At 48.5% G+C, this 24,637-nt stretch carries 25 protein-coding genes; 14 read left to right on the top strand and 11 right to left on the bottom strand.

Going from position 1 to position 24,637, the window contains the following annotated elements:
- The first annotated feature begins 568 nt into the window (after positions 1–568).
- Together ACMHKJ_RS01830 and ACMHKJ_RS01825 are read left to right on the top strand one after the other, a co-directional pair.
- Complete coding sequence (locus tag ACMHKJ_RS01830) at positions 569–886, top strand: hypothetical protein (protein WP_413491769.1); 318 nt, start codon at positions 569–571, stop codon at positions 884–886.
- Between the two features lie 437 nt (positions 887–1,323).
- Positions 1,324–1,611, top strand: coding sequence for a hypothetical protein (locus ACMHKJ_RS01825; protein WP_413491768.1), 288 nt, complete (start codon positions 1,324–1,326; stop codon positions 1,609–1,611).
- A gap of 78 nt (positions 1,612–1,689) precedes the next feature.
- Here the strand turns inward: ACMHKJ_RS01825 and ytfE are convergent, their stop codons facing one another.
- The 3 genes from ytfE to norV all read right to left on the bottom strand — a co-directional run bounded on the left by ytfE (position 1,690) and on the right by norV (position 5,190).
- On the bottom strand, positions 1,690–2,352 hold the full coding sequence (gene ytfE / locus ACMHKJ_RS01820) for an iron-sulfur cluster repair protein YtfE (protein ID WP_413491767.1): 663 nt from the start codon (positions 2,350–2,352) through the stop codon (positions 1,690–1,692).
- Positions 2,353–2,524: 172 nt separating this feature from the next.
- The gene (norW, locus tag ACMHKJ_RS01815) at positions 2,525–3,661 is read right to left on the bottom strand and encodes an NADH:flavorubredoxin reductase NorW (RefSeq protein ID WP_413491765.1); all 1,137 of its coding nucleotides are present in this window, start codon (positions 3,659–3,661) and stop codon (positions 2,525–2,527) included.
- Complete coding sequence (norV, locus tag ACMHKJ_RS01810; RefSeq protein WP_413491764.1) at positions 3,658–5,190, bottom strand: anaerobic nitric oxide reductase flavorubredoxin; 1,533 nt, start codon at positions 5,188–5,190, stop codon at positions 3,658–3,660. The genes norW and norV overlap by 4 nt, the downstream gene beginning before the upstream one ends.
- A 179-nt stretch (positions 5,191–5,369) precedes the next feature.
- Between norV and norR the strand changes: the two genes are divergently transcribed.
- Both norR and ACMHKJ_RS01800 read left to right on the top strand, forming a co-directional pair.
- Positions 5,370–6,890 carry a nitric oxide reductase transcriptional regulator NorR gene (norR, locus tag ACMHKJ_RS01805; RefSeq protein WP_413491763.1) on the top strand — a complete coding sequence of 507 codons (1,521 nt, stop codon included), beginning with the start codon at positions 5,370–5,372 and terminating at the stop codon, positions 6,888–6,890.
- A gap of 232 nt (positions 6,891–7,122) precedes the next feature.
- Entirely contained in the window at positions 7,123–9,180 is a 2,058-nt protein-coding gene (locus ACMHKJ_RS01800; RefSeq protein WP_413491762.1) for a TonB-dependent receptor family protein, read from the top strand.
- A gap of 163 nt (positions 9,181–9,343) precedes the next feature.
- On the opposite strand, the gene ACMHKJ_RS01795 is transcribed toward ACMHKJ_RS01800, so the two are convergent.
- Complete coding sequence (locus ACMHKJ_RS01795) at positions 9,344–10,060, bottom strand: Crp/Fnr family transcriptional regulator (RefSeq protein WP_413491761.1); 717 nt, start codon at positions 10,058–10,060, stop codon at positions 9,344–9,346.
- A gap of 99 nt (positions 10,061–10,159) precedes the next feature.
- Between ACMHKJ_RS01795 and ACMHKJ_RS01790 the strand changes: the two genes are divergently transcribed.
- From ACMHKJ_RS01790 to ACMHKJ_RS01760, 7 genes are all read left to right on the top strand, one after another.
- Positions 10,160–11,248, top strand: coding sequence for an ABC transporter substrate-binding protein (locus ACMHKJ_RS01790; RefSeq protein WP_413491760.1), 1,089 nt, complete (start codon positions 10,160–10,162; stop codon positions 11,246–11,248).
- Positions 11,241–12,251 (top strand): FecCD family ABC transporter permease, encoded by a 1,011-nt coding sequence (locus ACMHKJ_RS01785; protein ID WP_413491759.1) that lies wholly within the window; start codon positions 11,241–11,243, stop codon positions 12,249–12,251. The genes ACMHKJ_RS01790 and ACMHKJ_RS01785 overlap by 8 nt, the downstream gene beginning before the upstream one ends.
- A complete protein-coding gene (locus tag ACMHKJ_RS01780; protein ID WP_413491758.1) occupies positions 12,248–12,988 on the top strand; it encodes an ABC transporter ATP-binding protein in 741 nt (246 codons plus the stop codon). Before ACMHKJ_RS01785 ends, ACMHKJ_RS01780 begins: the two co-directional genes overlap by 4 nt.
- Positions 12,989–13,148: 160 nt before the next feature.
- Positions 13,149–13,490: a cupin domain-containing protein gene (locus tag ACMHKJ_RS01775; protein WP_413491757.1), complete on the top strand. Its 342-nt coding sequence runs from the start codon at positions 13,149–13,151 to the stop codon at positions 13,488–13,490.
- Positions 13,491–13,499: 9 nt separating this feature from the next.
- Positions 13,500–14,270: a class I SAM-dependent methyltransferase gene (locus tag ACMHKJ_RS01770; RefSeq protein WP_413491756.1), complete on the top strand. Its 771-nt coding sequence runs from the start codon at positions 13,500–13,502 to the stop codon at positions 14,268–14,270.
- A gap of 357 nt (positions 14,271–14,627) precedes the next feature.
- Positions 14,628–15,356 (top strand): ATP-grasp domain-containing protein, encoded by a 729-nt coding sequence (locus ACMHKJ_RS01765; protein ID WP_413491755.1) that lies wholly within the window; start codon positions 14,628–14,630, stop codon positions 15,354–15,356.
- Positions 15,357–15,440: 84 nt separating this feature from the next.
- Entirely contained in the window at positions 15,441–15,875 is a 435-nt protein-coding gene (locus tag ACMHKJ_RS01760) for a hypothetical protein (protein ID WP_413491754.1), read from the top strand.
- 70 nt (positions 15,876–15,945) lie between these two features.
- On the opposite strand, the gene ACMHKJ_RS01755 is transcribed toward ACMHKJ_RS01760, so the two are convergent.
- From ACMHKJ_RS01755 to ACMHKJ_RS01740, 4 genes are read right to left on the bottom strand one after another with little or no spacing between them, the layout of a single operon-like run.
- Positions 15,946–16,392: a YcgN family cysteine cluster protein gene (locus tag ACMHKJ_RS01755; protein ID WP_413491753.1), complete on the bottom strand. Its 447-nt coding sequence runs from the start codon at positions 16,390–16,392 to the stop codon at positions 15,946–15,948.
- A 53-nt stretch (positions 16,393–16,445) separates the two neighbouring features.
- Positions 16,446–17,102 carry a fumarylacetoacetate hydrolase family protein gene (locus ACMHKJ_RS01750; RefSeq protein WP_413491751.1) on the bottom strand — a complete coding sequence of 219 codons (657 nt, stop codon included), beginning with the start codon at positions 17,100–17,102 and terminating at the stop codon, positions 16,446–16,448.
- Positions 17,103–17,135: 33 nt separating this feature from the next.
- A complete protein-coding gene (locus ACMHKJ_RS01745) occupies positions 17,136–18,230 on the bottom strand; it encodes a lytic murein transglycosylase (protein WP_413491750.1) in 1,095 nt (364 codons plus the stop codon).
- Positions 18,231–18,264: 34 nt separating this feature from the next.
- Positions 18,265–18,552, bottom strand: coding sequence for a YcgL domain-containing protein (locus ACMHKJ_RS01740; protein WP_413491749.1), 288 nt, complete (start codon positions 18,550–18,552; stop codon positions 18,265–18,267).
- Positions 18,553–18,712: 160 nt separating this feature from the next.
- On the opposite strand from ACMHKJ_RS01740, the gene minC reads away from it, so the two are divergent.
- Genes minC through minE form a run of 3 tightly spaced genes read left to right on the top strand, consistent with a single transcriptional unit; the run spans position 18,713 to position 20,534 of the window.
- Positions 18,713–19,420 carry a septum site-determining protein MinC gene (minC, locus tag ACMHKJ_RS01735; protein ID WP_413491748.1) on the top strand — a complete coding sequence of 236 codons (708 nt, stop codon included), beginning with the start codon at positions 18,713–18,715 and terminating at the stop codon, positions 19,418–19,420.
- Between the two features lie 22 nt (positions 19,421–19,442).
- A complete protein-coding gene (minD, locus tag ACMHKJ_RS01730; protein ID WP_067362569.1) occupies positions 19,443–20,255 on the top strand; it encodes a septum site-determining protein MinD in 813 nt (270 codons plus the stop codon).
- Positions 20,256–20,258: 3 nt separating this feature from the next.
- A complete protein-coding gene (gene minE / locus ACMHKJ_RS01725; protein WP_067362572.1) occupies positions 20,259–20,534 on the top strand; it encodes a cell division topological specificity factor MinE in 276 nt (91 codons plus the stop codon).
- A 71-nt stretch (positions 20,535–20,605) separates the two neighbouring features.
- On the opposite strand, the gene rnd is transcribed toward minE, so the two are convergent.
- From rnd to ACMHKJ_RS01710, 3 genes are all read right to left on the bottom strand, one after another.
- On the bottom strand, positions 20,606–21,757 hold the full coding sequence (gene rnd, locus ACMHKJ_RS01720) for a ribonuclease D (protein ID WP_413491747.1): 1,152 nt from the start codon (positions 21,755–21,757) through the stop codon (positions 20,606–20,608).
- Between the two features lie 261 nt (positions 21,758–22,018).
- Positions 22,019–23,710 (bottom strand): long-chain-fatty-acid--CoA ligase FadD, encoded by a 1,692-nt coding sequence (gene fadD, locus ACMHKJ_RS01715; RefSeq protein ID WP_413491745.1) that lies wholly within the window; start codon positions 23,708–23,710, stop codon positions 22,019–22,021.
- Positions 23,711–23,996: 286 nt separating this feature from the next.
- Positions 23,997–24,599 carry a Slp family lipoprotein gene (locus ACMHKJ_RS01710; RefSeq protein ID WP_413491744.1) on the bottom strand — a complete coding sequence of 201 codons (603 nt, stop codon included), beginning with the start codon at positions 24,597–24,599 and terminating at the stop codon, positions 23,997–23,999.
- Between the last annotated feature and the right edge of the window lie 38 nt (positions 24,600–24,637).

Raw genomic sequence — 24,637 nt, 5'->3', positions numbered from 1 at the left:
CCCGGAGTTTTCATCTCTGCCTCCGGGTCTTTACTTATAAAGTAAATTAATAAACATAAACTTAGCTTAACTACATAGGTTTTATCTTAATTTTGCCCGTACTCATTTTTGGTGCTAATATTTGTTCAGTCATCCGCTGAGTTTCTGCATATACTCTGTGACGATAACCAAAGCATCTGTATTGCAATGATCACGTTAATCTCTGTTTAATCCGTCAATATGACGGTGGATTTATTTTATATAAAAAAAAGTCCCGAAACGGGGCAGGCAGGATATAGATATTGAGTAATGTATTTTTTGCTTTTATGACTACATTATAAATCACACTTAATAAACCAATCCTAAATAAAACAGTAACAAATAGTAGATTGTTTTTTCTGTCGCATCTCTTTATTTGTTATGTTTTCGTTTATATTTATTGATGTATTATCTTCGCCATGAAGTAAGACGCAGCAACCAGATACCGCAATTAACTTTAAATACCATTCGTGATGTTATTAAACGAAGAGTATCTCATTAACTAAAAAGAGAACCTTCGGTTAGTATCGAATAATAGAGAGTAAAAAATATGTCTAAGTTAACCCGTTTAGTTTTAGTGGCAGGCATTGCACTGTCTTTTGTTGCACACAGCGAAACACAAGACCAGCAAGGTGGTACCATATCATTCCGGGGCGCGCTGGTTGAATCACCTTGTTCTTATAATATTTCAGGTGGCAATATTAACACCGAGTGTCACCGCTCAGGTCAGACAGAACCCTATAATGGTAAAATGCAGGCCGGGAATAATTTCAAAGGCACATTACTTCCTGACCACATTGGTGAAACTAAGGTAATGCCGCTGCCGACAGATCCGGATAAGTACATCGTCACACTAAGCTATCGTTAATACAGGCAAAGATATACACAACAGCAAATACAATAATAATATGGCAGTTTTATTTTCATATATGATTACGCCCGTTCCACGCTAATAATAAATAAATTAATACAAATACTATCAGACACCCTAGGGTGTCTTTTTTTTTGCTGTATGATGTTTCTGTTTCCCGGGTATTAAATTGGTTACCGTAATGCAATATCCGCTATATCAGAAGATAACAACAGACAGTCAGATTTCACCTGGTGGTCTGACCGCCGGCAAAATGATACCGTCATATACCCAACGTCATTCAAGTTGCAGGAAGGCGGCAAGCTCCTGCTGGCGTCGTTCCGCCAACAAACCTGCGGTTTGAATGAATAAGGGTATACATGATTAAATATACTTAACTATATGCAACAACATTAATGAAAACAGGATGCTTACACTAAAGGATTATACCGATAATGACAGATACCCCGACGACACTGTTACAGCGGTTACAAACCGCCGCAGAGAAGATGGATGCCGGCTTTTCGCCTGTGCTATTTACCCGCGATGAATTAACAGAATTGGCACATGTCCTGTCAGTTGTCTCCGCAAAACCTGCTGCTGCACTGATTATTACAACCTGTGAATCCGGCGCGGTCAGCCATGCCATAAATTATGGCTGGAATGAGGATGATAAACAGCAAACTGAGCAACAAGGCGGGCGCTATATTGCCCTGTTCCGCCATGACACGGTATCTGACTGAGAGTATATTGCGCTGATTTTTTTTATAAAAAAAATCCCGCCAGAGACCATTTTCTCTGCCGGGAAATAAAGTGATTTATTATTTGCCTGCCAGTGCACGCGGGAATAATAAATTATTCTCCAGGCTGATATGTTCCATTAAATCATCGATAAACGTATTGATTCCGTTATACAGTACCCGCCAGGTCGTGCAGGCATCTTCCGGTGGCGTGACATTTTTAGTGATAAATTTAATCACTTCCACAATATCACCTGCATCATCATGCTCTGCTTCCATCACCTGAATGGGCCCGGCCGCCTGCTGTCCCATGCCATTACAAATCAGCGGAAACAAAACCTGCTCCTCTTTCATCATGTGACCGGTCAGCTCGTTATGCAGTGCGGTCAGTTGCCGGGTCAGCCCTTTTGGTACACTGGCTTTCGCGGCATGCACCCGCTCTACTTTCTCCGCCTGTAAAATCAGCTCCGGCAGTTGTGCGCGGTGGCGATCATGATAACGACTGACGATAAACGCAATAATGTCGCTCAGCGGTGCAGTCCGCCAATCCTGAACCAGTGCGTCATCTTTCAGGGCAAGCAGAGCCTGCTCTATTTCATCAATATTTAATGCTTTCTTTTCTGCGGATTTTTCCAGTGTCCGTTTACCCCCGCAGCAAAAATCCAGGTCATAACGGCGGAAAACGGCTGATGCGCCATTAATTGAGAGTGCGAGTTCGCCTAATGTTTTTTCACGTAATGTCATTTTTTGCCCCGAAATTCAGTTTGTTTTATATGTTTGTTTTATATAAATAAGGCAGTTATACCCAACGTCATTCAAGATGCAGGCAGGCGGCAAGGGAAGATAGCCGGGGAGCATATGACCCGGCTGGCTTCACGCCGCCAACGAACCTGCAGTTTGAGTGAATAAGGGTATATCAATGCTGCGGTAACTGGCGCAGTAAGGTAAACGCATCGCTCAGCCGGGACTCTGTTACCGCAAATGCATGCAGGTTTCCGGTGGAATCATGCCCTTTTGCTGTCATTCCTGTGCTGCTGATATCAATCGTCCATTGCAGATCAGGATGATGTAAATTCCCTGCCAGCTGAACCGGCATATCAGGGGTTTTTATCCGGATAAGCATCGGCGGCAGAACCAGTGTTCCCTGTTCACCGGTCAGATTCTTTGCCAGCCTGACGGCGCTGAGCATAATGGGTTGCAGAAATTGCAGTACCTGCCCGTCGATTTCGGCACAATCCCCCAGCGCGTAAATATCCGGATGAGAAGTCCGCAATGTCCGGTCAACCACAATACCGCGCCGGGTGTCCAGTCCCGCCATGTTTGCCAGACTGATATTCGGTTGCAGACCGGTGGCGGCGATCACCACATCTGCACGGGTCACACAGTCATGGTCAAATACGGCGCAAATTCCGTCTGCTTCTGATGTCAGTGATTGTAATTGTGCCCGGTTCAGTACCCGGACCCCGGCCTGCGCCAGTGAATGCTGCAAACGGCTGCTGAGTTCTGCCGGCATCAGGGATGATAAAATGCTGCCCGCCATATCCGCCAGGGTGACTATTTTACCGGCACGGCAGAAATCCATTGCCAGTTCAGTGCCGATGAGCCCGCTGCCCAAAATCAACACCCGCTGTGCCTGCCGGATCTGCGCCTCATGCGCCTGATACTCTTCACGGCTGTTCAGTGTCAACATCAGAGAGGAACCGTCAACCTGAGGGCGGTAAGGTGTTGCTCCGGTCGCCAGCACCAGTTTGTCATAATTCCATTGCTGATTATGGCTGCTGACACTATGCTGCTGCGCATCAATTCCACTGATCCGGGTATGCGGAAACAGCTGCACATTAAATTGCTGCGCAAATTCATCTGCTGACTGCCGTGTGAGATCTTCCGCGCTCTGGTTCTGACTTATTACATGGCTCAGATCAGGTTTGTTATATTCATCAATACTGTCCGCTGAAATAACGCTAACCGGTACCTGACTGTCAGATTTGCGGATATTTTTCACCAGTTGGCGGGCAGCAAAACCCCCGCCAATAATCACAATGCCTGCACTCATGCCGCCTCCGATGCCAGAACATCAAAAACATCTTTACCGAGAGAACATTCAGGGCACAGGAAATCGTCCGGCACACAAGACCATGGTGTACCCGGTTCAACACCCTGTAGCGGCTCACCTTTCAGCGGATCGTATATCCACTGGCAGACACTACACTGCATGCACGGACCCAAATTTTGCTCCGCCGGTTTAGTGACAGAGTTAGTGACGGTGTCACTTGTAATTTTATTGTCTGTATCATTGGCGGTGTCATTTCCCGCCGGTACAACCGGTGATGTTGCCGCAACCGGTGCCGGTTTTGGTACTGCCGGTCTTGTCACCGCAGGTAATGTATCAGTAGCCCACTGCCGTGCCACGTCACGCCCGTACTGACGACAAACTTCCAGCGTATCCATATCCGGACGCCATTTGGCTTTCAGTGCAATGGAGGTTTCAAACCCGGCATCCATCAGACGGGTCTGTACGCGGTCAACCGCACCGCCGTTCCAGCCGTAACTGCCGAATGCCGCCGCTTTTTTGTTACGAAAGCGCAGCCCGGTCAGTTCTTCAAGTATCGCTGCCACTTTCGGCATCATCACATTATTCATGGTGGATGAACCCGCCAGCACACCTTTTGAACGGAACACATTGGTAATAATGTCGTTTTTATCACTGCGGGCGACATTAAAGATTTTCACCATCACATTCGGGTCAGTTTCATTAATACCCTGTGCGATAGCATCTGCCATCATCCGGGTATTATTAGACATAGTGTCGTAAAAAATAGTGACGCGGTCTTCCTGATAATCTGCCGCCCATTTCAGATACAGCTCCACAATTTGTGTCGGATTATCACGCCATACCACGCCGTGTGACGTGGCAATCATATCCACCGGCAGATTAAATCCCAGAATTTCAGTGATTTTCGGCGTAACCAGACGGCTGAACGGCGTCAGGATATTGGCATAATAGCGCTGACACTGCTCAAACAGCTCAGTCTGATCCACTTCATCATTAAACAGTCGCTCATCACAATAGTGCTGACCAAAGGCATCATTACTGAATAAAATCGCGTCACCGGTCAGATAAGACATCATACTGTCCGGCCAGTGCAGCATCGGAGTTTCCACAAAAATCAGTTGCTTACCGTTGCCGATATCCAGTGTGTCTCCGGTTTTTACCACATTGAAATTCCATTCAGGGTGGTGGTGATGCCCGTTAATGGAATCAATCGCATTTTCAGTACAGTAAATCGGCGTGTCCGGAATGTGGCTCATCAGCTCAGTCAGCGCACCGGCGTGATCTTCTTCCGCATGGTTAATCACAATGTAATCAATGTCATTGAGGTTGATTTGTGTTTGCAGATGCTGCACAAACTCCCGGCTGAATTTATGATCGACCGTATCAATCAGCACATTTTTTTCTTCACGGATGAGATAACTGTTATAGCTGCTGCCCAGCAATGTTTTATATTCTGTCCCGTGAAAATCACGCACTTCCCAGTCACGTTGTCCGACCCAGTGAACATTGTTTTTTACATGAATAGCCATTTGATTTTTACCTTCTGTTTTTATGCTTCGTTGTACAGAGATAATCAATTTGCGTGCCAACTTTTATTACATTGATTTTAAACATATTTTAAATTTTATATAAGAAATCGCTGTCAAAATGACTGTCTATTTCATTGTCAATATGACATTGTGTTGTCATATTGACAGCGGAGGAAAGCATGGGATTTTCAGTTGAGGTACTAACCGGTATTGCTATTGCACTGCAGCGGGATATTGGTCACAGGGATCGCTTTCAGCGGTTGATCGCCACCCTGCGCCACGTGCTGAAATGTGATGCTGCCGCCCTGTTGCGCTATGAGCCGCATCAGTTTATCCCGCTGGCGATAGACGGGCTGTCTCAGGATGTTTTGGGTCGCCGCTTTGCCCTGGATGCACATCCCCGTCTGGAAGCCATTGCCCGCGCCGGGGATATTGTCCGTTTCCCGGCGGACAGCCATTTACCCGACCCTTACGACGGGCTGATCCCTGATCATATTCATCTGAAAGTCCATGCCTGTGTCGGGCTGCCGCTGTTTGCCGGGCAAAATCTTATCGGCGCACTGACCCTTGATGGTCTGTTGCCGGATCAGTTTGATGATTTCAGTGACGAAGAATTGCGCCTGATCGCCGCCCTTACCGCCGGGGCATTAAATAATGCGCTACTGATTGGTCAGCTGGAGAGCCAGCAACTGGCATTCAGCCCGTCCGCCGGTATCGCCACAGGAACACAGGCCGGAAAAACCGATATTATCGGGCTTTCTGCCTGCATGTTGCAGTTAAAGAAAGAAATTGCCATTGTCGCGGGCGCTGAGATGAATGTTCTGATCAGCGGCGAAACCGGAACCGGGAAAGAGCTGGTGGTGCAATCCATCCATGAGTTATCTGCCCGCCGGGAAAACCCGCTGGTTTATCTCAACTGTGCCGCATTGCCCGAAACGGTCGCGGAAAGTGAACTGTTCGGTCATGTAAAAGGCGCATTTACCGGCGCTATCAGTAACCGCAGCGGAAAATTTGAAATGGCGGATAACGGCACCCTGTTTCTGGATGAAATCGGCGAGCTTTCCCCTGCATTACAGGCAAAATTACTGCGGGTATTGCAGTACGGTGATATTCAGCGCGTGGGTGATGATCGCCCGCTGCGGGTGAATGTACGCGTGCTGGCGGCAACCAACCGCGATTTACGGGCAGAAGTTGCCGCCGGAAATTTTCGCGCGGATCTGTTTCACCGGCTGAGCATTTTCCCGCTTCAGGTGCCGCCGCTGCGTGACCGGGAAGAGGATGTTCTGTTGCTGACCGGCTATTTCTGTGAGCGCTACCGCCTGACATTTAATCTGCCGCAGGTCGTGATAAGCCCGGCGCTGCGTTCCGCATTGCTGCATTACCACTGGCCGGGCAATGTGCGGGAACTGGAGCATGCCATTCACCGCGCGATTGTCCTCGCCCGTGCAACCGGCGGCAGTGATGAAATCCTTCTGTTACCTCATCATTTTGAATCGGGAAATGCACCACAAACGCCGGAGCCTGAGACAACGCCTGACATGACAAACCAGGATCTGCGCAGTGCAACTGATACTTTTCAGACCGCGCTTATCCGCGACACACTTACCCGCTGTGATAACAGCTGGGCGGCAACCGCCCGCGCGCTGGGAATTGATGCCGGAAATCTGCACCGGCTGGCACGCCGCCTGGGGCTGAAATAACCCTTATACCCAACGTCATTCAGAATGCAGGCAGGCGGCAAGCTCCGACTGCCGGGGAGCATACATCAGTATGTGACCCGGCTGGCTGAGCGTGGCCAACGAACCTGCAGTTTGAATGAATAAGGGTATATCCGCCATTTTTGACAAATGTCATAGGATGACACGCCTTCCCTGCACTATGTTATGCCCTCAAATAAAAATGAGAATCATTTCCATAACGAGGTCAGGGATAATGCAGATAATAAAAAACCGCCGCAGGCTGACACACTGTCTTGCGCTTACACTCAGTACCGCCGCACCGGCAGCTGTTGTTCATGCTGCCGTCACAGATAATACCCCGGCGGATACTCTTATCGTCACCGCTGCGCGCCAGAACACGACGGCACCCGGTGTACAACAGGAAAAAGAGAAACTGGAGAGTGTCGCCGGCGGCACAAATCTGGTGGTCGTTGAAAAAGATACGCGCCTTGCCACGCTGCATGATGCGCTTGATTATCAGCCCGGCGTGCTGGTGCAAAATTTTTTCGGCGGTATTGATCAGCCCCGCCTGAATATCCGTGGCTCCGGTGTGCAGAGCGCCCCGCTGGCACGTGGCATTTTACTGATGCAGGACGGACTGCCGGTGACAGATGCGGACGGCAGTTTCCATATCAGCACCCTGGAAATGCGGGATGCCCGGATGATCAGTGTCCGGCGCGGCGCAAACAGCCTTAATCCGCAAAGTAACACTCTGGGCGGCGAGCTGGATCTTATCTCCTATACCGGACGCGACGAACAGGGACGGCTGCGCTATGAATACGGCTCTTACGGACGCGAGGGTCTGCAAACTGCCTTTGGTGGTGTCTCTGATGACGGCAAATTCGACGGACGCATCAATTTCACTTACGACCATTTTGACGGCTACCGCAAACATTCATCTTCACAGCGCAAAACCGTGCGCACTAATTTCGGTTATGTCGGGGATGATGTTGAAAACCGGACCTGGCTGAGCTGGACTGATCTGCGCTTTGATGTGGCGGGCCCGGTTTCTGAAGCCGTGCTGGACAGTGATCCGACTGAAGTCTATCCAATGGTCTGGCTGCGCGACCCGCACCGCAATGTTGAACAACTCCGGGTTGCCAACCGCACAGACTGGCAGATGGATAATCAGCACATCAGTGGCGGGATCTGGTATATCCGCACACATGATAATTTTACCACCCCGGCTTACTACCGCTTCAGTCAGAGCCACAGTGAAGGTGCGCAACTGACCTGGCAGATGGAAACAGACCCGGCCACCTGGCGCGCAGCACTGGCGGCAGATCATATGGGGCTGGATACCAACCTGATGCAGAATCGGCGCGGTACGTCGATGGATAAAACCCTTATCGGAAAATTTGATGGCCGTGCAGATAATATCTATGCTTCCGCCGGTACCGGTATTCACCTGACCCCGGAACTGACACTGAACCTGGATATAAAAGCCACTCACGCCCGCCGTGATGTTGAAAAACGCAGCGGTACCGATACGCTGGATCAGAGCTGGACATTCTGGACACCAAAAGCCGGGGTTATCTGGCATCCGGCTGATAACCAACGCTGGTTTGCCAACATCAGCGCCAGTCAGGAGCCCGCCACCTTCCATGAGATAATCAATTCATCAGACGGCAAACTGACAAAACTCGATCCGCAGAAAGGCATTACATTTGAAATCGGCGGTGACGGTGACTTCACGGAACAACTGAAATGGAATGTGGCGCTGTACCGCAGCATCATCAAAGATGAGTACATCACCACGTATGATACCGAAGGCAATATCACCGGCGTCTTTAACTATGCTGCCAAAACCCGTCATCAGGGGCTGGAAGCCGGACTGAACGGTGCTATTCCGGCAGGACCCGGTGATGTGGAATATAAACTCGCCTGGACATGGAATGATTTCCGCTTTATGGGTGGCGAATACAACGGCAACTATATTGCGGGGATCCCGCGTAATATGGTTTCAGCCGAAGTGATGTACCGCACAGGTAACTGGCGTTTTGGTCCGAATATTCACTGGGCGCCGACTGACATGGCCGTCGATCACGAAAACCATCTTGATATTCAGAAACGCAAACATTATGCCGTACTGGGTCTGAGAGGCAGCTATCAGCCTGCGGACAGTTGGTCACTCTATATGTCCCTGGATAACCTGACCAATGAGCATTACGCGACGACATCTGTGGCAAACCGCTCTGTTACCGCCAAAGACAGCACGCTTTTCCCGGGTATGGGGTTTAGTGTTAATGGTGGGGTTACCTATAATTTCTGATTTATACTCGTCATACTTCAGCATGCACGGGTGTTGACTGCACTCAGCCAGACGGGTCACATACTAATGTATGCTCCCCGTCTGTCTTCGTTTGTCGCCTACAGGCATCCCGAATTATTTAGAGTATATAGCTTTTGATTATCCGCACTTCTGTCAGAAAATATCAGAACGGGCGCTGTGATGGCGTTGCCAGCTCTGTCAGATAGGATTCATTTGTTATCTGCACCGCATCTTTATCTATCCCGATAAAGGCTTTCTGCCGCCAGCCGGAAAATAACCGGCTCAGAGTTTCATAACGCACACCCAGCTTTGTCGCCAACTGCCCGCGTGATAACGGCAAAATAACACAGTCAGATTGCTGACACCGTTTCAGATCCAGCAGATACGCTGCCAGCCTCTGCTCTGCCGAACTCGACGTCAGCCAGTCAATATGATTGATATTTTCATACAATTTAAGGCTGAAACGGGAGAGCAACTGCGCCATGATTGCAGGACTTGCATGGCACAGTTGTAAAATTGCGGATTTATCCAGTAACAGCGCCTCCCCGTCTGTCCGCGCCCGCAGACTCATCGGATACCGGTTGTGCGGCATAAATATCGCCGCAATCGCCACCAGCTCCCCCGCCGTAAACATGCCGAATACTTTCTCTTCACCAGACCAGGTATGGCGGAACACATCTATTTGTCCGGAAATAATAAGCGGGCATGCTTTTACCAACTCACCCTCGCGGTTAATCAATTCTCCTGACGTAAACGCAAGATAGCTACTGTTTGCCAGCACCAACGGCAGAGATTCATCCGGCACTGCCTGAAACAGCGGGCATGATCGGAGGATCGCCATTTGCCGCGCAGGGTAAACGGTATTTTTGACAAATGTCATAGGGCTTTCCTCTCAGTGCCGCCTAGAATGGATACGATTATAAATGATAATAAATCGCATTATCAATTTAATTATTAAAAATAACTCCAGGATAACCTTATGATCATTAATGTTTTTAAGCTGACACCTGCTCTGCTGTTCATCTGCACCGCCGCGTATGCCGCATCTGACGGCGCGGTAAGCTTTACAGATATGTCACAGCAACCCATTCAGTTAACCGCACCGGCAGAGCGCATTGTCGTGATCCCTATTCCCGCCGCTTCCATGTTGGCGGGGATTGATGAAAGCAGCCGCAAACTGGTCGGTATGCATCCGTTTGCCGGTGTTGCCGCCCGCGAGGGCATGCTCGGTGTGATGTTTCCGGATGTATTATCTGTGCGCAGTGATATGGTTGGTAATGATTTCGCGCCTAATGTTGAAGCCCTGCTCTCTGTTCAGCCGGATTTAGTCTGGCAATGGGGACACCGGGGTGACGATATTATTGCGCCGATGCGTAACGCCGGTCTGACCGTTGCAACGCTGGATTACGGCAAAGAAGCCTATACACAGGAATGGCTGACGCTGATGGGTAAAACCCTCGGCAGAAATGATAAAGTCGCCGGGCTTATTGCCTGGCGTAATGAGGTTATTGCACAACTGGAAAACAGTGTCGCTGCCATCCCGGAATCAGAACAACCCCGCGTACTCTATCTCTCTCACTTTAAACAAAGTATTCAGACCTTTGGCGCGGCATCGCATAATAATGCGGATTTTGCCCTTGCCGGGGGCATCAGTCTAAACCGCGACCTGACCGGTCCACGCACCCTGAATATTGAGCAGATCCTGGTATGGAACCCGGACATTATTCTGCTGGGTAACTTTGAAGCCGGACTTGCGCCATCTGATATTTATAACAACCCGATGCTCAGTGATGTCACTGCGGTCAAAAATAAACGTGTCTACAAACTGCCGATCGGCGGCTTTATCTGGGACGCCCCCAATCAGGAAACACCGCTTTACTGGCAGTGGCTGGCGCAGATATTTCACCCCGAATCTGCCACATTCCCGTTACGTGATGAGATCCGCCTGCGCTATCAGCAGATTTATCATTACACACTTAGTGAACAAGAGATCGACCGCATTCTGCAATTTGATCTTAACCGATCCGGACGCGATTACCTGACACTGATGGGGAAATCTGATGCGTAATCATTGGATCCTGCTCACCATCCTGTTGCTTGCCACGGTACTTACCGCCCTCTGTGCCGGGCGCTATTATGTCTCTTTCACCACAGTAGTGCAGATCGTGTCCGACACTCTGATCGGACGTAATACCAGCAGTGATTACAGCCGTACTGCCGAAAATGTGGTGCTGTATGTCCGCCTGCCGCGCATCCTGATCGCCGGACTTGCCGGTGCCGGGCTGGCTGTCGCCGGAGCTGCATTGCAGGGGATCTTCCGTAACCCGCTGGTCGGCCCGCAGATCATCGGGGTATCCTCCGGGGCGGCACTCGGCGGAGCACTGGCTCTGCTGCTCTTTTCATCCCTCTTTATTACGATCGGTTTTGCCTTTCTCGGCGGACTTCTCGCTATTGTGCTGGTGTTTTTGCTGGGATTAAACCGCCACGGCAGCAGCCTGCTGATGCTGATCCTCGCCGGTGTCATTATCAATGCTTTTTTTGCCGCACTTATTTCACTGATCACCTATTTTGCTGATCCGAATAATACCCTGCAAACCATTGTCTTCTGGTTGATGGGCAGTTTTGCGACCGCCACGTATCTGAAAGTCAGCGTATTATTTCCTGTTGTTGTTATCGCGGGAGGAATTATTTTTGCCCTGCGTTTTCGTATCAACGTGCTCTCGCTCGGTGAAGAAAACGCACAGGCGCTGGGATTGCCGGTCACCGCAACCCGCTGGACAGTGCTGATTTGCGTGACATTAATTACCAGCGCCACTGTCGCCGTTTCCGGCACTATCGGCTGGGTCGGTCTGATTATCCCGCACATTGCACGCCTGATAAGCGGGCACGATCATCGCGTGCTTCTGCCTGCCAGTGCACTGACCGGTGCTATTTATCTGATCGCCGTCGATACCCTCGCCCGCAGCATGACCAGCGCTGAAATCCCGCTGAGTGTGATAACCGCTCTGATCGGCGCACCTATTTTTGCTCTGCTCATTCACTCCATGAATAAAAAGGTAGCTGATTTATGATCCGCGTTAGTCAGCTCAGCTATCACACCGGGCAGCGCCCGCTGTTTGATAAATTAACATTTAGTCAGCCGCAGGGCTCTGTCGCCGCTATTCTCGGCCCGAACGGGCGCGGAAAAACCACACTGCTGCGTTTGCTGCTGTCACTGCAAAAAGGGGCAACCGGCAAAGTAAAACTGAATGCGCCGGCAGCTTATGTACCGCAACTCAGTGGTGCGCTGTTTAATTACTCCGTCCGCACCATGGTCAGCCTGGGACGTGTGCGACACCTGCCCTGGTATGCCTCACCTTCCCGCCACGACCATGACATTACTGATCAGGCGCTCGCCGACCTCGGATTAACCCGGCTTGCAGATAAACCGTTCAGCCTGCTCAGCGGCGGCGAAAAACAGATGGTGATGATCGCCCGCGCGCTGGCAGGAGAGCCGGAGATACTGATCCTCGACGAACCAACCTCTGCTCTCGATTTAGCCAATCAGGATACCGTGCTGTCCGTGCTGAAAATGCTGGCGGCAGAGCGCGGAAAAACGATTTTATTCACCAGCCATTACCCGCAGCATGCCCTGCATATTGCGGATTATTCATTACTTTTATTCAGCGGCACACAGGCGCAGTTCGGCGACAGCAACAGTATGCTTACCGCTGAAAACCTTGAAAAAATGTACCAAATTCCTGTGGCAGTCACGCAGGTGGCATCTCAGAACCGGCAGACCTGCGGGGTTATCCCGCTGTTCCGCTAACAGTAACAACAACATTTAACTATGCCCAACGTCATTCAGAATGCAGGAAGGCGGCAAGCTCCGACTGCCGGGGAGCATACATCAGTATGTGACCCGGCGGGCTGAGCGTAGCCAACGAACCTGCAGTTTGAATGAATAAGGGTATATAAGGACACTTATTATGAGCGACAACACTATCACCCCGGCACAAGCCCTGATTATCGCCGATCTCGTGAACTATACTGAACAAGGCATTTCCAGCCGCGTGCTGGCAAAAAACGGCGGTGGAAACATCACCCTGTTTGCCTTTGATAAAGGTCAGGCCCTGTCTGAACACAGTGCGCCGTTTGACGCCATTGTTATGGTGGCGGAAGGCAGCCTTACCCTGACTATCGCGGGTGTTCCGGTGACAGCCAGACCGGGTGAAATCATCCGCATGCCTGCCAATATTCCTCATGCCGTAGATGCGCCGGAGCAGGCAAAAATGCTGCTGGTGATGTTACGTGAACCGGAAACCAAATAGGATAAACTGATGGAAAGCTCACACACAGGCCATGAAGCCGGACACAAATTCCTCGCGCGGTTAGGTAAAAAGCGCCTGCGTCCCGGCGGGCGAATTGCCACCGAATGGCTGCTGTCACACAGCGGGCTGCAATCAGACAGCCGTGTACTGGAAATTGCCTGCAATATGGGCACAACAGCCATTGAAATTGCACAGCGTTTTCAGTGTCATATCACCGGTATTGATATGGATAAACAGGCACTTGCCAATGCGCGGAAAAATATTCTGCAAAATGGATTATCCCATCTGGTCACTGTGCAGGAAGCCGATGCCTCAAAACTGCCGTTTCCGGACAACCATTTTGATGTGGTCATTAATGAAGCGATGCTGACCATGTATGCCGATAAAGCCAAAGCGCGTCTGTTACAGGAATATCTGCGGGTACTGAAACCGGGCGGACGTCTGCTGACACATGATATCGCCCTGACCACCCCGCGTGAGGAAGAGTGTGTCACACAGGAAATGCAGGCGGCAATCCATGTAAAAGCACAGCCGATGCTCAGTGATGACTGGCTTGCACTGTTCCGCAATACCGGGTTCTGTGATGTGATCCGCTCTGAAGGCGCGATGACACTGATGACCCCGAAAGGCATGCTGCACGATGAAGGTGTTGTCGGTACACTGAAAATAATCCGCAATGCGCTGAAAAAAGAAAATCGACTGCAGTTTTTGCAGATGTTCCGCCATTTCCGGCAGAACCGCGATCGTCTGCGGTATATTGCGGTGGTCAGTACAAAGTAAGTTTGTGAAATATCGGGTTGTAAATTAATATCAAAAAATAATAAATACATCGAATAATTAACGTTTGATGTATTTGTTATCCATAATAATATACCCAACGTCATTCAAGATGCAGGAAAGCGGCAAGGGAAGTTAGACGGGGAGCATACATAAGTATGTGACCCGGCTATCCTCGTTCCGCCAACGAACCTGCAGTTTGAATGAATAAGGGTATAAACATTATTTTCAATATTTGTTTACTCTTCATTAAACATGCTCCAGATATAACGTAACTATTCTTTTTCACCATTAACTATATTGGCTAAAATGCAAATCATATACCCTGGTAACTATTCAAACGCTACACTTCCGGATGAAATGTTTGAAGAGGAATATTATTTCGCTCAAAAGAAAAAAATCCCCTGCCTGTTACTTCATCCGGAAAGTGCAGTAACGGGAAAATATCAATTTTCCGGTGCATTCAAATCTGATATCCCTGTTATCTGGCGCGGATGGATGCTGAATACTGAAGAGTATCAGCAATTACACCGGGTGATTGCATTGCACGGCGGCACAATGCTGAGTTCCGCTGATAATTACATCAGTAATCATCATATTACCGGCTGGTATGAGTGTTGCAGGAAATTCACACCTGAAACCGTTATCACATCAGCCAATGCAAATTTTGATGAATTAATCTGCGACCTTCAATGGCCCGCATATTTTGTTAAAGATTATGTAAAATCACTGACAACAAGCCGGGGGTCGATCGCCGAAAATGCAGATGAGATACGGGAAATAATTAAACTAATTACTCATTATCGCGGAGAAATTGAAGGCGGCATCTGTCTGCGTCATATTGAATATTTTATTGAAAATACTGAGCGACGGTATTTTGTTCTTAACAAAAAGGTATATTCAGCGGATAGTCATATCCCGCACATTGTGTATGACATTGCAGATAAAATAAACACACCTTTTTTCTCTGTTGATATTGCAGAAAATACAGCGGGTAAACTGCGCCTGATTGAAATTGGTGATGGTCAGGTTTCTGATATTAAAGAATGGGATACAGAGAAATTTATTTTAATGCTGAATAATTATTAAGAATAATATGTGAGTATTCAGGCTATTGACTAATTTATCCCTATTTGATGAAAAAACAATCGATAGCGGTTAACAGGATGTTTAATGAGCAGAAATGGCAGCCGGTATACAAAGGAAAACCGACGAAAACAACTGATTCTTAAAAGAAAAAAATCACATCCTGTGCGGATATTTATCCGGAGCCGTGATTTTTTAGCTAAATCGATACTCAGCATCATTATATTCGGTATGATTATTTACTCAGTTAGTAAAGAAACAAGTAATCTGACGCTCATTATTTACATAGCTATATCTATGCTTTTATTTCCATTTACAAAAAAAACGAGTGATGATTTAATCCGCCATTATTTTTCAGAGAAGACATTCAAAATCATTAATGAGGGAAGGATAACCGACCATGGCTCTATTTACCTGGTAATTATCATGATAGTTGCCACCCCTCTCGCTACTGGTTATTTCATATATTATGCAATAGATTATTATAATAAATTTAAAAGTAAAGGTAATGATGATAACTAAAAAAAATGGCCACACCAAAAGTCTCACAGTAATATAGTGAGAGACTCCGGATGTGATTTATTTTTATTTATTACAACCCACTCTCGGGCTTATTCAAAATATGATCTTCCCAGTTCTGAACCACACTTTCCGGCACCGCAATATGGCGCGCAGTAATACCGTTTTGGTGCATCAGGGATTTTGATCCGCTGATTAACGGATGCCAGGGTAATAATGAATTCCCTTCCGAAATCCGGCGATAGGCGCAGGTTAACGGCAGCCAGGCGTCAAATGTCAGCAGGTTTTCCCGCGTCAGTTTTATGCAATCCGGCTCATAACGGAACCGGTCTTCATAATGGCGGCACTTGCAACTTTTAATATCCAGCTGGTTACAGGCAACATCAGTGAAATAGATTTCATCTGTGTCCGCGTCCATCAGTTTCTGCAAACAACACTGTCCGCAGCCATCACACAATGATTCCCACTCTTCATCACTCATTTCATCGAGGGTTTTCACCGTCCAGAATGGTTGAGACATTTTATATTTCCTTCTTATATCTTTTTATTTTTTATCTTTTACCGTGACAACCATCAGATTACCCAGGTTGTCAGCATATAATCATTAACTGCCATTTTCAGCATATCGCCGGACACCAGCGGCCCGACACCTTCAGGGGTTCCCGTCAGAATAATATCACCGGGACGCAGGGTGAAATAACGGGACATATAGCTTATCAGCGGCACAATTGGCGTCAGCATATCTCGGGTATTGCCCTGCTGGCGTAATTCACCATTGACGGTGAGGCTCAGCGTGACATTTTGCGGGTCAGGAAATTCATTAACCGGAATAAAACCGGATACCGGCGCTGAGCCATCAAAAGCTTTGCTCTTTTCCCACGGCTGTCCGGCTGCTTTCAGTTTGCTCTGAACATCCCGCAGGGTTAAATCAAGCGCGATACCAAACCCGGCAATTGCACGGGCGCAGCGATCTTCATTTGCCTGTTTCAGCGGTGCACCAATCAGCACTGCCAATTCAGTTTCATGATGCACTTCACCAAACTCTTTCGGGATAGCGACGGGCTGGCGTAAATCACACAGAGCCGTTTCCGGTTTAATAAAAAGAAGGGGTTCTGCTGCTGTCTGAGATTTCATCTCTGCGACATGTTTCGCATAATTAAGCCCCACACAGACCACTTTACCTGCAGGAAAGTCCAGGAGAGCGCCCTGCCAGTCACGATGCTGATACATAGTTTTACCCCTTAATTTTTTATACTGATTATTTTACCGGATCCGTGCTCCGATATTATCCGCCATCAGCGAAACACTGAGCGCAAAGAAATACGAGCGGTTCCAGTGCATGATAGTGATAAAGTTCTGTGTAACCAGATATACACGCCCCTGATTATCGTCCGGCACAACCAGCCACAACGGAATGTTATCAGGAAGGTTTGCCTGAGCCGGAAGAATCACACCCAGTGCTTTCCACTGTGCCAATGTTTTACTCTGTGCTGTCTTCGTGCCTTCAATTGAGCGGTCAAACTCTGCCGGTAATGTAATTTCATAACCCCACGGCAGCCCTTTTACCCAGCCTTCTGTCGCCAGATAATTCGCAGTGGAGGCAAAAACATCGGCTTTATTTTTCCAGATATCAACAATGCCGTCGCCATCACCATCAACCGCATAAGTCAGGTAGCTGGTCGGCATAAACTGATTCTGTCCCATTGCCCCCGCCCAGGAGCCTTTCAGTTGCTGATCAGCCGGAATATGCCCGTTATCAATAATCTGCAATGCCGCGATAAATTGTTTTACAAACATCTCTTCACGGCGGCCTTCATAAGCCAGTGTCGCCAGCGCAGAAATCACATCCTCCTTGCCCTGATAACGCCCGAAGCCACTTTCCAGCCCCCATAACGCAACAATATATTCCTGCGGTACACCATAATTCTGACTGATACGGTCAAGAATGGCGGTATTCGCATCATATTGTTTCACTGCGGTACTGATGGCACCGCTGGTAACCCGGCGGTTCAGGTAATCATCGAGTGTGACTTTCTTCTCAGGCTGGTTTTTATCAGACGTTATAACACGTTCGATAAAATGAAAATTCTCAAAAGCACGGGTCAATGTCGCTTCTTTAATGCCTTCCTGACGCGCTATCTCTTTTAATTGTTCCGCATAAGCAGGAAATTGCTCCGCAGTCCGGGAATCCACAGGAAAATCACGCTGCAAATCGCTGACAGACAGGCGCGGCGCGACAGATTTTACTGCCGGTGCTGGTGCAATCAATCCTTTGGACTGCGATACCGGTGGCTGAGATGCGCTGCATGCAGTAAGAGATACAGCAATAATAACGGAAGACAATAATGTCAGGCGCATAACGATATCCTTTCTTTCTGTTTGGCAGACATAATTATTCAGATTTATCCTGGATATCAAATAAATCCCGGTATTCCTTTAATAAATTTTCCGCCGGTGGCGGGAATTGAAGATAATAACCGGATTCGGTTAATGCCTGTTTTACTTTCTCAATATCTGCATTTGCCAGTTTGTCGCGATTTGCCAGGTTAATCAGCATGCTGAATGCCGGTGTGCCGAATCTTTTCAGCAATTCGTCAGGTACGCGTGAAAAGTCGTCTCTTTTTTCAATATAAAGATAGGTATGATCGCGGTTAGGACTTCTGTAAATTGCACACAACATTGGAATTATCCCGTATAAATCAAATCGTGACTTGCTTGAAAATGGCAGTAACTATAACATGCTATTGTTTTTGATAATATCGTCACCCGGCATTGTGTCTCAGCCGTGTCATTTGTGTATGGCTGAATACCGGGCCGTTTAATTACATTGAGTCGGACAGATGTCATCATCGCCAATTGAGTTAAAAGGCAGTAACTTTACGCTTTCGGTTCTTCATTTAAATAATGAGGATCCTCAGATTATTGAACAGGCAGTCCGCGAGAAAGTCGGGCAGGCGCCCGCTTTTTTCCAAAATGCGCCTGTTGTCCTGAATGTCAGTCAGATTTCATCCGGTGCAAACCTGAAAATCATCTGCCGGGCAGTGGCTGAGGCCGGTCTGTCTGTTGTCGGGATCAGCGGCTGTCAGAATGAAAAAATGCGCAAAGCGGCTATCCGCAGCGGCATTCCGCTTCTCAGTGAAGGGAAAAGTGCCCGACCCGTTACGGCTGAGCCGGATGTGTCAGAGCAGGCAACCGCACCGGTCCCTTCACCGGATACGCAAAAATCTAAACTGATCACCGTTCCTGTCCGTTCCGGACAACGAATTTATGCGCCTAACAGTGACCTGATTGTGACCGCTAATGTCAGCGCAGGTGCGGAGCTTATCGCAGACGGCAATATTCATATTTATGGCCTGATGCGCGGACGTGTGCTGGCAGGCGCTGCTGGTGATACAGAGTGCCGGATTTTCTGTTCTCACCTGCATGCGGAACTGATTTCTATTGCCGGACAATATTGGCTGAGCGATCAAATCCCGGCGGAGTTTACCGGGAAAGCCGTCAAATTAAGTCTGGTTAATAATGAACTCACTATCAACAATCTAATATAGACCTTTAACAAGGAATAATTCCATGGCACGCATTTTAGTTGTTACTTCAGGTAAAGGTGGCGTAGGCAAAACCACTTCCAGCGCGGCCATAGCGACCGGCCTTGCCCAGAAAGGAAATAAAACCGTTGTTATCGATTTTGACATCGGTTTACGTAACCTTGATTTAATCATGGGCTGCGAGCGTCGCGTTGTGTATGACTTCGTGAACGTTATTCAGGGCGATGCCACACTGAACCAGGCACTGATTAAAGATAAACGGACAGATAATTTATTTATTCTGCCCGCGTCACAAACCCGTGACAAAGATGCACTGACCCGCGAAGGGGTCGAGAAAGTACTGAACGAATTAGGTGAGATGGACTTTGATTTTATTATCTGCGACTCACCGGCAGGGATTGAAAGCGGCGCACTGATGGCGCTTTATTTCGCTGATGAAGCCATTATTACCACCAACCCTGAAGTTTCATCTGTCCGCGACTCTGACCGTATTCTCGGGATTTTATCCTCTAAATCCCGTCGTGCGGAAAGAGGTCAGGATCCGATTAAAGAACATCTGCTGCTGACCCGCTACAATCCGGGACGGGTCAATCGTGGTGATATGCTGAGTATGGAAGACGTACTGGAAATCCTGTGTATCCCGCTTATCGGGGTTATTCCGGAAGATCAGTCTGTTCTGCGTGCATCCAACCAGGGTGAGCCGGTTATTCTGGATCAGGAATCAGATGCGGGGAAAGCTTATGACGATGCAGTTGCCCGGATTTTGGGTGAAGATCGTCCATTCCGATTTATTGAGGAAGAGAAAAAAAGTTTCTTAAAACGCTTATTCGGGGGGTAAACCATGGCGCTGTTAGACTTCTTCCTGTCGCGAAAAAAACCGACAGCAAATATTGCAAAAGAACGCTTGCAAATCATTGTTGCAGAGCGTCGCCGCGGTGACTCTGAACCGAATTATCTTCCGGAACTGAAACGCGATTTACTGGCTGTTATCTGTAAATATGTTCAGGTGGACCCGGAGATGTTATCAGTGCAGTTTGAGCAGAAAGGTGATGATATTTCAGTTCTTGAGCTGAATGTTACCCTGCCTGAAGGCGACGAAATAACTAAAAAAGAGTAGCACTGCCGTCATTACAACGGCGTGATACTAAGTGACGGCACAGTGGGGTAACTCACTGTGCCTTTTCTGTTTTATGCATCCGGTGCGCGGCCTGATAATGACTGAATTTCATCAACCGTTTCTGCCAGTAGTGTTTCAAGCAGTGGTTTACGCCAGCCGCTGAGCAGCTCCGGTTTGCCCTGCTGTGCTTTACAATCCCATACTTTATTCAGGTATTGATTAATCTGACGGCGCGATGCCAGTAACTCCGGACTAAATTGTTCCGTTTCACTCAGCGTTGTAACGCGGGCTTTAATCGCCTTGAATGTTTTACGGTATAACGGATGATCGGACACATTTTCCACCGGTGGCGGACATTCGCTGTCATCCAAATCACGGCACTCATCCACAATTGCCAGCACCCGTTTGCCGTGGCAGCGGATCTCCTGCCCGGTAAAATCTAACCCGTCCAGTTCACTCAGTGATGCCGGCATATAACGCGCCACTTTCCACAGGTGCTCTTCCCTGACAACAAAATTGACAGCCATATCCCGCTCACGAGCCTGCTCAAGCCGCCACTTAGCCAGTTTCTGTAAACAGGCTAACTGTTGCGGACGCAATAATCCTGCCCCGCTGAACTCTTTATAGACCTCAGACGGATCTGCCTGTTTAATCCGCCGTTGTACCATCAGGGCGCACTCTTCCTGTGCTGCCTGCGTACAGCCCGCTTCCTGTACCTTTTCTGTCAGTATTTCTGCCAGCGGCAGCAGATAATACACATCTGCCGCAGCGTATTCACACTGTCTTGCTGTCAGCGGACGTGCCAGCCAGTCCGTGCGGGACTCACTTTTATCCAGTGCGGTACCCAGATAGGTTTCCACCAGTGATGCAAATCCGCAGGACAGCGGATGACCGACAAACGCCGCCAGAATTTGTGTATCCACCATAGGGTGCGGTACACAGTTCAGGCTGTTGAGGAAAACCTCAATATCTTCGCTGCCGGCATGCAGATATTTCACCATATCCGGTGCGGTAAGCAGTTGCTGCAATGGCGCCCAGTCCGTGATGCCCAGCGGATCGACAAGTGCAAGGTGTTCCCCGTCATAAAGCTGAACCAGACCAAGATGCGGGTAGTATGTCCGGATACGGATAAATTCGGTATCCAGAGCAAGAAATGGCTTGCCTGCAACCTGTTCACAGAATGCAGCAAGCTGCGTATCGCTGGTAATCAACTGATGATTCAAAACAACTTCTCTTAGTCTTAAACGACGTGATTAATAAATGATTATACTCGTCATACTTCAGGATGCCTGGTCGTTGACTACGCTCAGCCCGCCGGGTCACATAGTTTACCTATGCTCCCCGGCGGACTGAACTTGTCGCCTACATGCATACTGAATTATTCAGAGTATAGAAACAAGATAACTCAACAAATTATACTAATTCAATATACAGCAATAACGCCGGTAACTACCGACGTTATTATTTTGCAACCGGACGGGGTGTCATGCAACCGGCTGAGCCTGTGTTTTTTGTTTTTCTTCGTTACGTAATTCGCGGCGTAAAATTTTACCGACATTGGATTTTGGTAATTCATCACGAAATTCAATGATTTTCGGTACTTTATAACCAGTCAGATAACGACGGCAATGTGAACGCAGCTCATCTTCTGTCAGTGAGGGATCTTTGCGGACAATAAACACTTTGACGGTTTCGCCGGAGCTTTCGCTCTCCACACCAATGGCTGCACACTCCAGTACCCCCGGATGCAATACAACCGCCTCTTCAACTTCATTCGGGTAAACATTAAACCCGGACACCAGTATCATATCTTTTTTGCGATCAACAATATGCAGAAAACCGTTTTCATCAAACTGTGCGATATCCCCGGTTGCCACCCAGCCATCTTTTAACACTTCAGCAGTGGCATCCGGACGATTCCAATACCCTTTCATAACCTGCGGACCACTGACCCACAGTTCACCCGGCTGGCCTTCCGGCATATCATTACCGTCATCATCAACCAGACGGATATCCGTGGACGGAACAGGAAAACCAATACTGCCGCTGTAACTTTTCAGATTATGCGGATTACCGGCAACCAGCGGTGAGCACTCTGTCAGTCCGTAACCTTCCAGCAGGTGCTTGCCGGTCAGGGCTTCCCAGCGCTCAGCCACAGCTTTCTGCACCGGCATGCCCCCGCCGACAGAAAGGTTCAGTGTGGAGAAATCCAGTTTGCGGAACTCAGGATCATTGACCCATACATTGAATAATGTATTTACCCCGGTTATCGCCGTAAACGGGTATTTACCCAGTTCTTTTATGGTGCCGCTGACGTCACGCGGGTTCGTAATTAACAGGTTGCGTCCGCCTGTTTCAAGAAATAGCAGACAATTTACAGTCAGGGCAAAAACGTGATACAGCGGCAACGCCGTCACAATCAGTTCTTTTCCGACACTCAGTTCAGGAATGTAGGCGGCACGCGCCTGTTCCAGATTCGCCAGCATATTACGGTGCGTCAGCATCGCCCCTTTGGCAACGCCGGTTGTTCCGCCGGTGTATTGTAAAAAAGCAAGGTCTTCCCGGTGAATGTCCGGTTTGACATACTGCATGCGGTAGCCCTGATAGATAGCCCGGCGAAAAGAGATGGCATCCGGCAGGTTATATTTCGGTACCAGCCGTTTAATATATTTGACGACAAAATCCACCAGCGTCGCTTTGGGACGGGAGAGCTGATCCCCCATGCGGGTTAAGATAACGTGGCGAATTTGTGTGTTAAATACAATTTTTTCAAGCGTGTGTGCAAAATTGGATACAATGACTATCGCGGCGCAGCCGCTGTCATTTAACTGATGTTCTAACTCTCTTGGTGTATAGAGCGGATTCACATTGACAACAATCATCCCTGCCCGCAAAACCCCGAACATCGCGATAGGGTATTGCAGTAAGTTTGGCATCATCAGGGCGACCCTGTCCCCTTTTTTCAGCCCCAGTCCGTTTTGCAGATAGGCGGCAAAAGCACGGCTGCGCTCTTCCAGTTTCCGGTACGTCATTACCTCGCCCATATTAATGAACGCTGGCTGGTCCGCAAAGCGGGATACCGCATTTTCCAGCATCTCTGCCATAGAGGCGTAGGTGTCAGGATTGATATCCGCCGGGACGTCTTCCGGATAGTGTTTAAGCCAGACTCTTTCCAAGATTTTACTCCTAATGATTGCTGCTTATCTCAGACCCTGCCAGTATTAACAAAGTATTTACATAACCGGCGGTTTCAGACAATTAATCTGTTTCAGGTTGAGAGACACATCACTAATTTATTTTACAAATACAGATAATAATTGAGGCGGCAAATGCCGCCTCTTAATTTATTCATATTAAACAGATAATAATGATAACGTCTGCTTATAAAAACGTATGTGATTGTACACCCAAATCAGCATTTATGCTGAATTTTAAGGTGTTACCATCCGTAAATCACCCTGATTATGGTACCAGGTAATCCTGTACCACGGCAGGTCCCGGCGGATAATACCAGCCGCCGCCATAATAGCCGCCACCGTAATAGCCATTTTGCCAGCGCCATGGATCAGGTCCGTAAACCGGCGGCGGCATCATTACCTGCTGTGATTTATGCCAGCGCTGATAACCGGTGACATCAATCACCGGGAAGGTGTATGCCACTTCCCCGATATGCCCCTGTTTTGTGCCGTTCAATGTGCCGATAACCGTAACATACTGGTCAAGGAAATTGCTTGGCTCGAGAAAACCGTTAATCCGGGCGTACATTCTGCCGGTTGTGACTGACCCGAGGAAAGGCGCACCGGAGCTGTTAAGCGGCATAACCGCAATCTCTAACTGAGTGGCGTCCGGCTGATTCAGTACATTCAGAACACGCCCGCCGAAACGCGCTTCCATTCCTTTATATGCCTGCGGAGCTTTTTGCGCCGCAGAAAAATCCGTAACCAGAGACGGACCGGTACCTTTGATGGCGTCCGGCACCGTAGCGCAGCCCGTCAGCGCCAGCGTGGTAATCACAACGCAATATTTCAGGCTACTCTTCAGGCGACTATGTAAGCGATTCATCATAACAGTGACCTCTTGTGACAGACCCGATACTCTTATTG

The sequence above is a fragment of the Morganella psychrotolerans genome, assembly GCF_965118875.1.
GTDB lineage: Bacteria > Pseudomonadota > Gammaproteobacteria > Enterobacterales > Enterobacteriaceae > Morganella > Morganella psychrotolerans_C.
Note: the sequence above shows the minus strand (reverse complement) of the source record. Positions and strands in the feature narration are given on the sequence as shown.

Bases quoted from the DNA above. Each gene is read 5' to 3' on its own strand.
- ACMHKJ_RS01830 (WP_413491769.1), top strand. From the start codon at position 569: ATGTCTAAGTTAACCCGTTTAGTTTTAGTGGCAGGCATTGCACTGTCT.
- ACMHKJ_RS01825 (WP_413491768.1), top strand. From the start codon at position 1,324: ATGACAGATACCCCGACGACACTGTTACAGCGGTTACAAACCGCCGCA.
- ytfE (WP_413491767.1), bottom strand. From the start codon at position 2,352: ATGACATTACGTGAAAAAACATTAGGCGAACTCGCACTCTCAATTAAT.
- norW (WP_413491765.1), bottom strand. From the start codon at position 3,661: ATGAGTGCAGGCATTGTGATTATTGGCGGGGGTTTTGCTGCCCGCCAA.
- norV (WP_413491764.1), bottom strand. From the start codon at position 5,190: ATGGCTATTCATGTAAAAAACAATGTTCACTGGGTCGGACAACGTGAC.
- norR (WP_413491763.1), top strand. From the start codon at position 5,370: ATGGGATTTTCAGTTGAGGTACTAACCGGTATTGCTATTGCACTGCAG.
- ACMHKJ_RS01800 (WP_413491762.1), top strand. From the start codon at position 7,123: ATGCAGATAATAAAAAACCGCCGCAGGCTGACACACTGTCTTGCGCTT.
- ACMHKJ_RS01795 (WP_413491761.1), bottom strand. From the start codon at position 10,060: ATGACATTTGTCAAAAATACCGTTTACCCTGCGCGGCAAATGGCGATC.
- ACMHKJ_RS01790 (WP_413491760.1), top strand. From the start codon at position 10,160: ATGATCATTAATGTTTTTAAGCTGACACCTGCTCTGCTGTTCATCTGC.
- ACMHKJ_RS01785 (WP_413491759.1), top strand. From the start codon at position 11,241: ATGCGTAATCATTGGATCCTGCTCACCATCCTGTTGCTTGCCACGGTA.
- ACMHKJ_RS01780 (WP_413491758.1), top strand. From the start codon at position 12,248: ATGATCCGCGTTAGTCAGCTCAGCTATCACACCGGGCAGCGCCCGCTG.
- ACMHKJ_RS01775 (WP_413491757.1), top strand. From the start codon at position 13,149: ATGAGCGACAACACTATCACCCCGGCACAAGCCCTGATTATCGCCGAT.
- ACMHKJ_RS01770 (WP_413491756.1), top strand. From the start codon at position 13,500: ATGGAAAGCTCACACACAGGCCATGAAGCCGGACACAAATTCCTCGCG.
- ACMHKJ_RS01765 (WP_413491755.1), top strand. From the start codon at position 14,628: ATGTTTGAAGAGGAATATTATTTCGCTCAAAAGAAAAAAATCCCCTGC.
- ACMHKJ_RS01760 (WP_413491754.1), top strand. From the start codon at position 15,441: ATGAGCAGAAATGGCAGCCGGTATACAAAGGAAAACCGACGAAAACAA.
- ACMHKJ_RS01755 (WP_413491753.1), bottom strand. From the start codon at position 16,392: ATGTCTCAACCATTCTGGACGGTGAAAACCCTCGATGAAATGAGTGAT.
- ACMHKJ_RS01750 (WP_413491751.1), bottom strand. From the start codon at position 17,102: ATGTATCAGCATCGTGACTGGCAGGGCGCTCTCCTGGACTTTCCTGCA.
- ACMHKJ_RS01745 (WP_413491750.1), bottom strand. From the start codon at position 18,230: ATGCGCCTGACATTATTGTCTTCCGTTATTATTGCTGTATCTCTTACT.
- ACMHKJ_RS01740 (WP_413491749.1), bottom strand. From the start codon at position 18,552: ATGTTGTGTGCAATTTACAGAAGTCCTAACCGCGATCATACCTATCTT.
- minC (WP_413491748.1), top strand. From the start codon at position 18,713: ATGTCATCATCGCCAATTGAGTTAAAAGGCAGTAACTTTACGCTTTCG.
- minD (WP_067362569.1), top strand. From the start codon at position 19,443: ATGGCACGCATTTTAGTTGTTACTTCAGGTAAAGGTGGCGTAGGCAAA.
- minE (WP_067362572.1), top strand. From the start codon at position 20,259: ATGGCGCTGTTAGACTTCTTCCTGTCGCGAAAAAAACCGACAGCAAAT.
- ACMHKJ_RS01710 (WP_413491744.1), bottom strand. From the start codon at position 24,599: ATGATGAATCGCTTACATAGTCGCCTGAAGAGTAGCCTGAAATATTGC.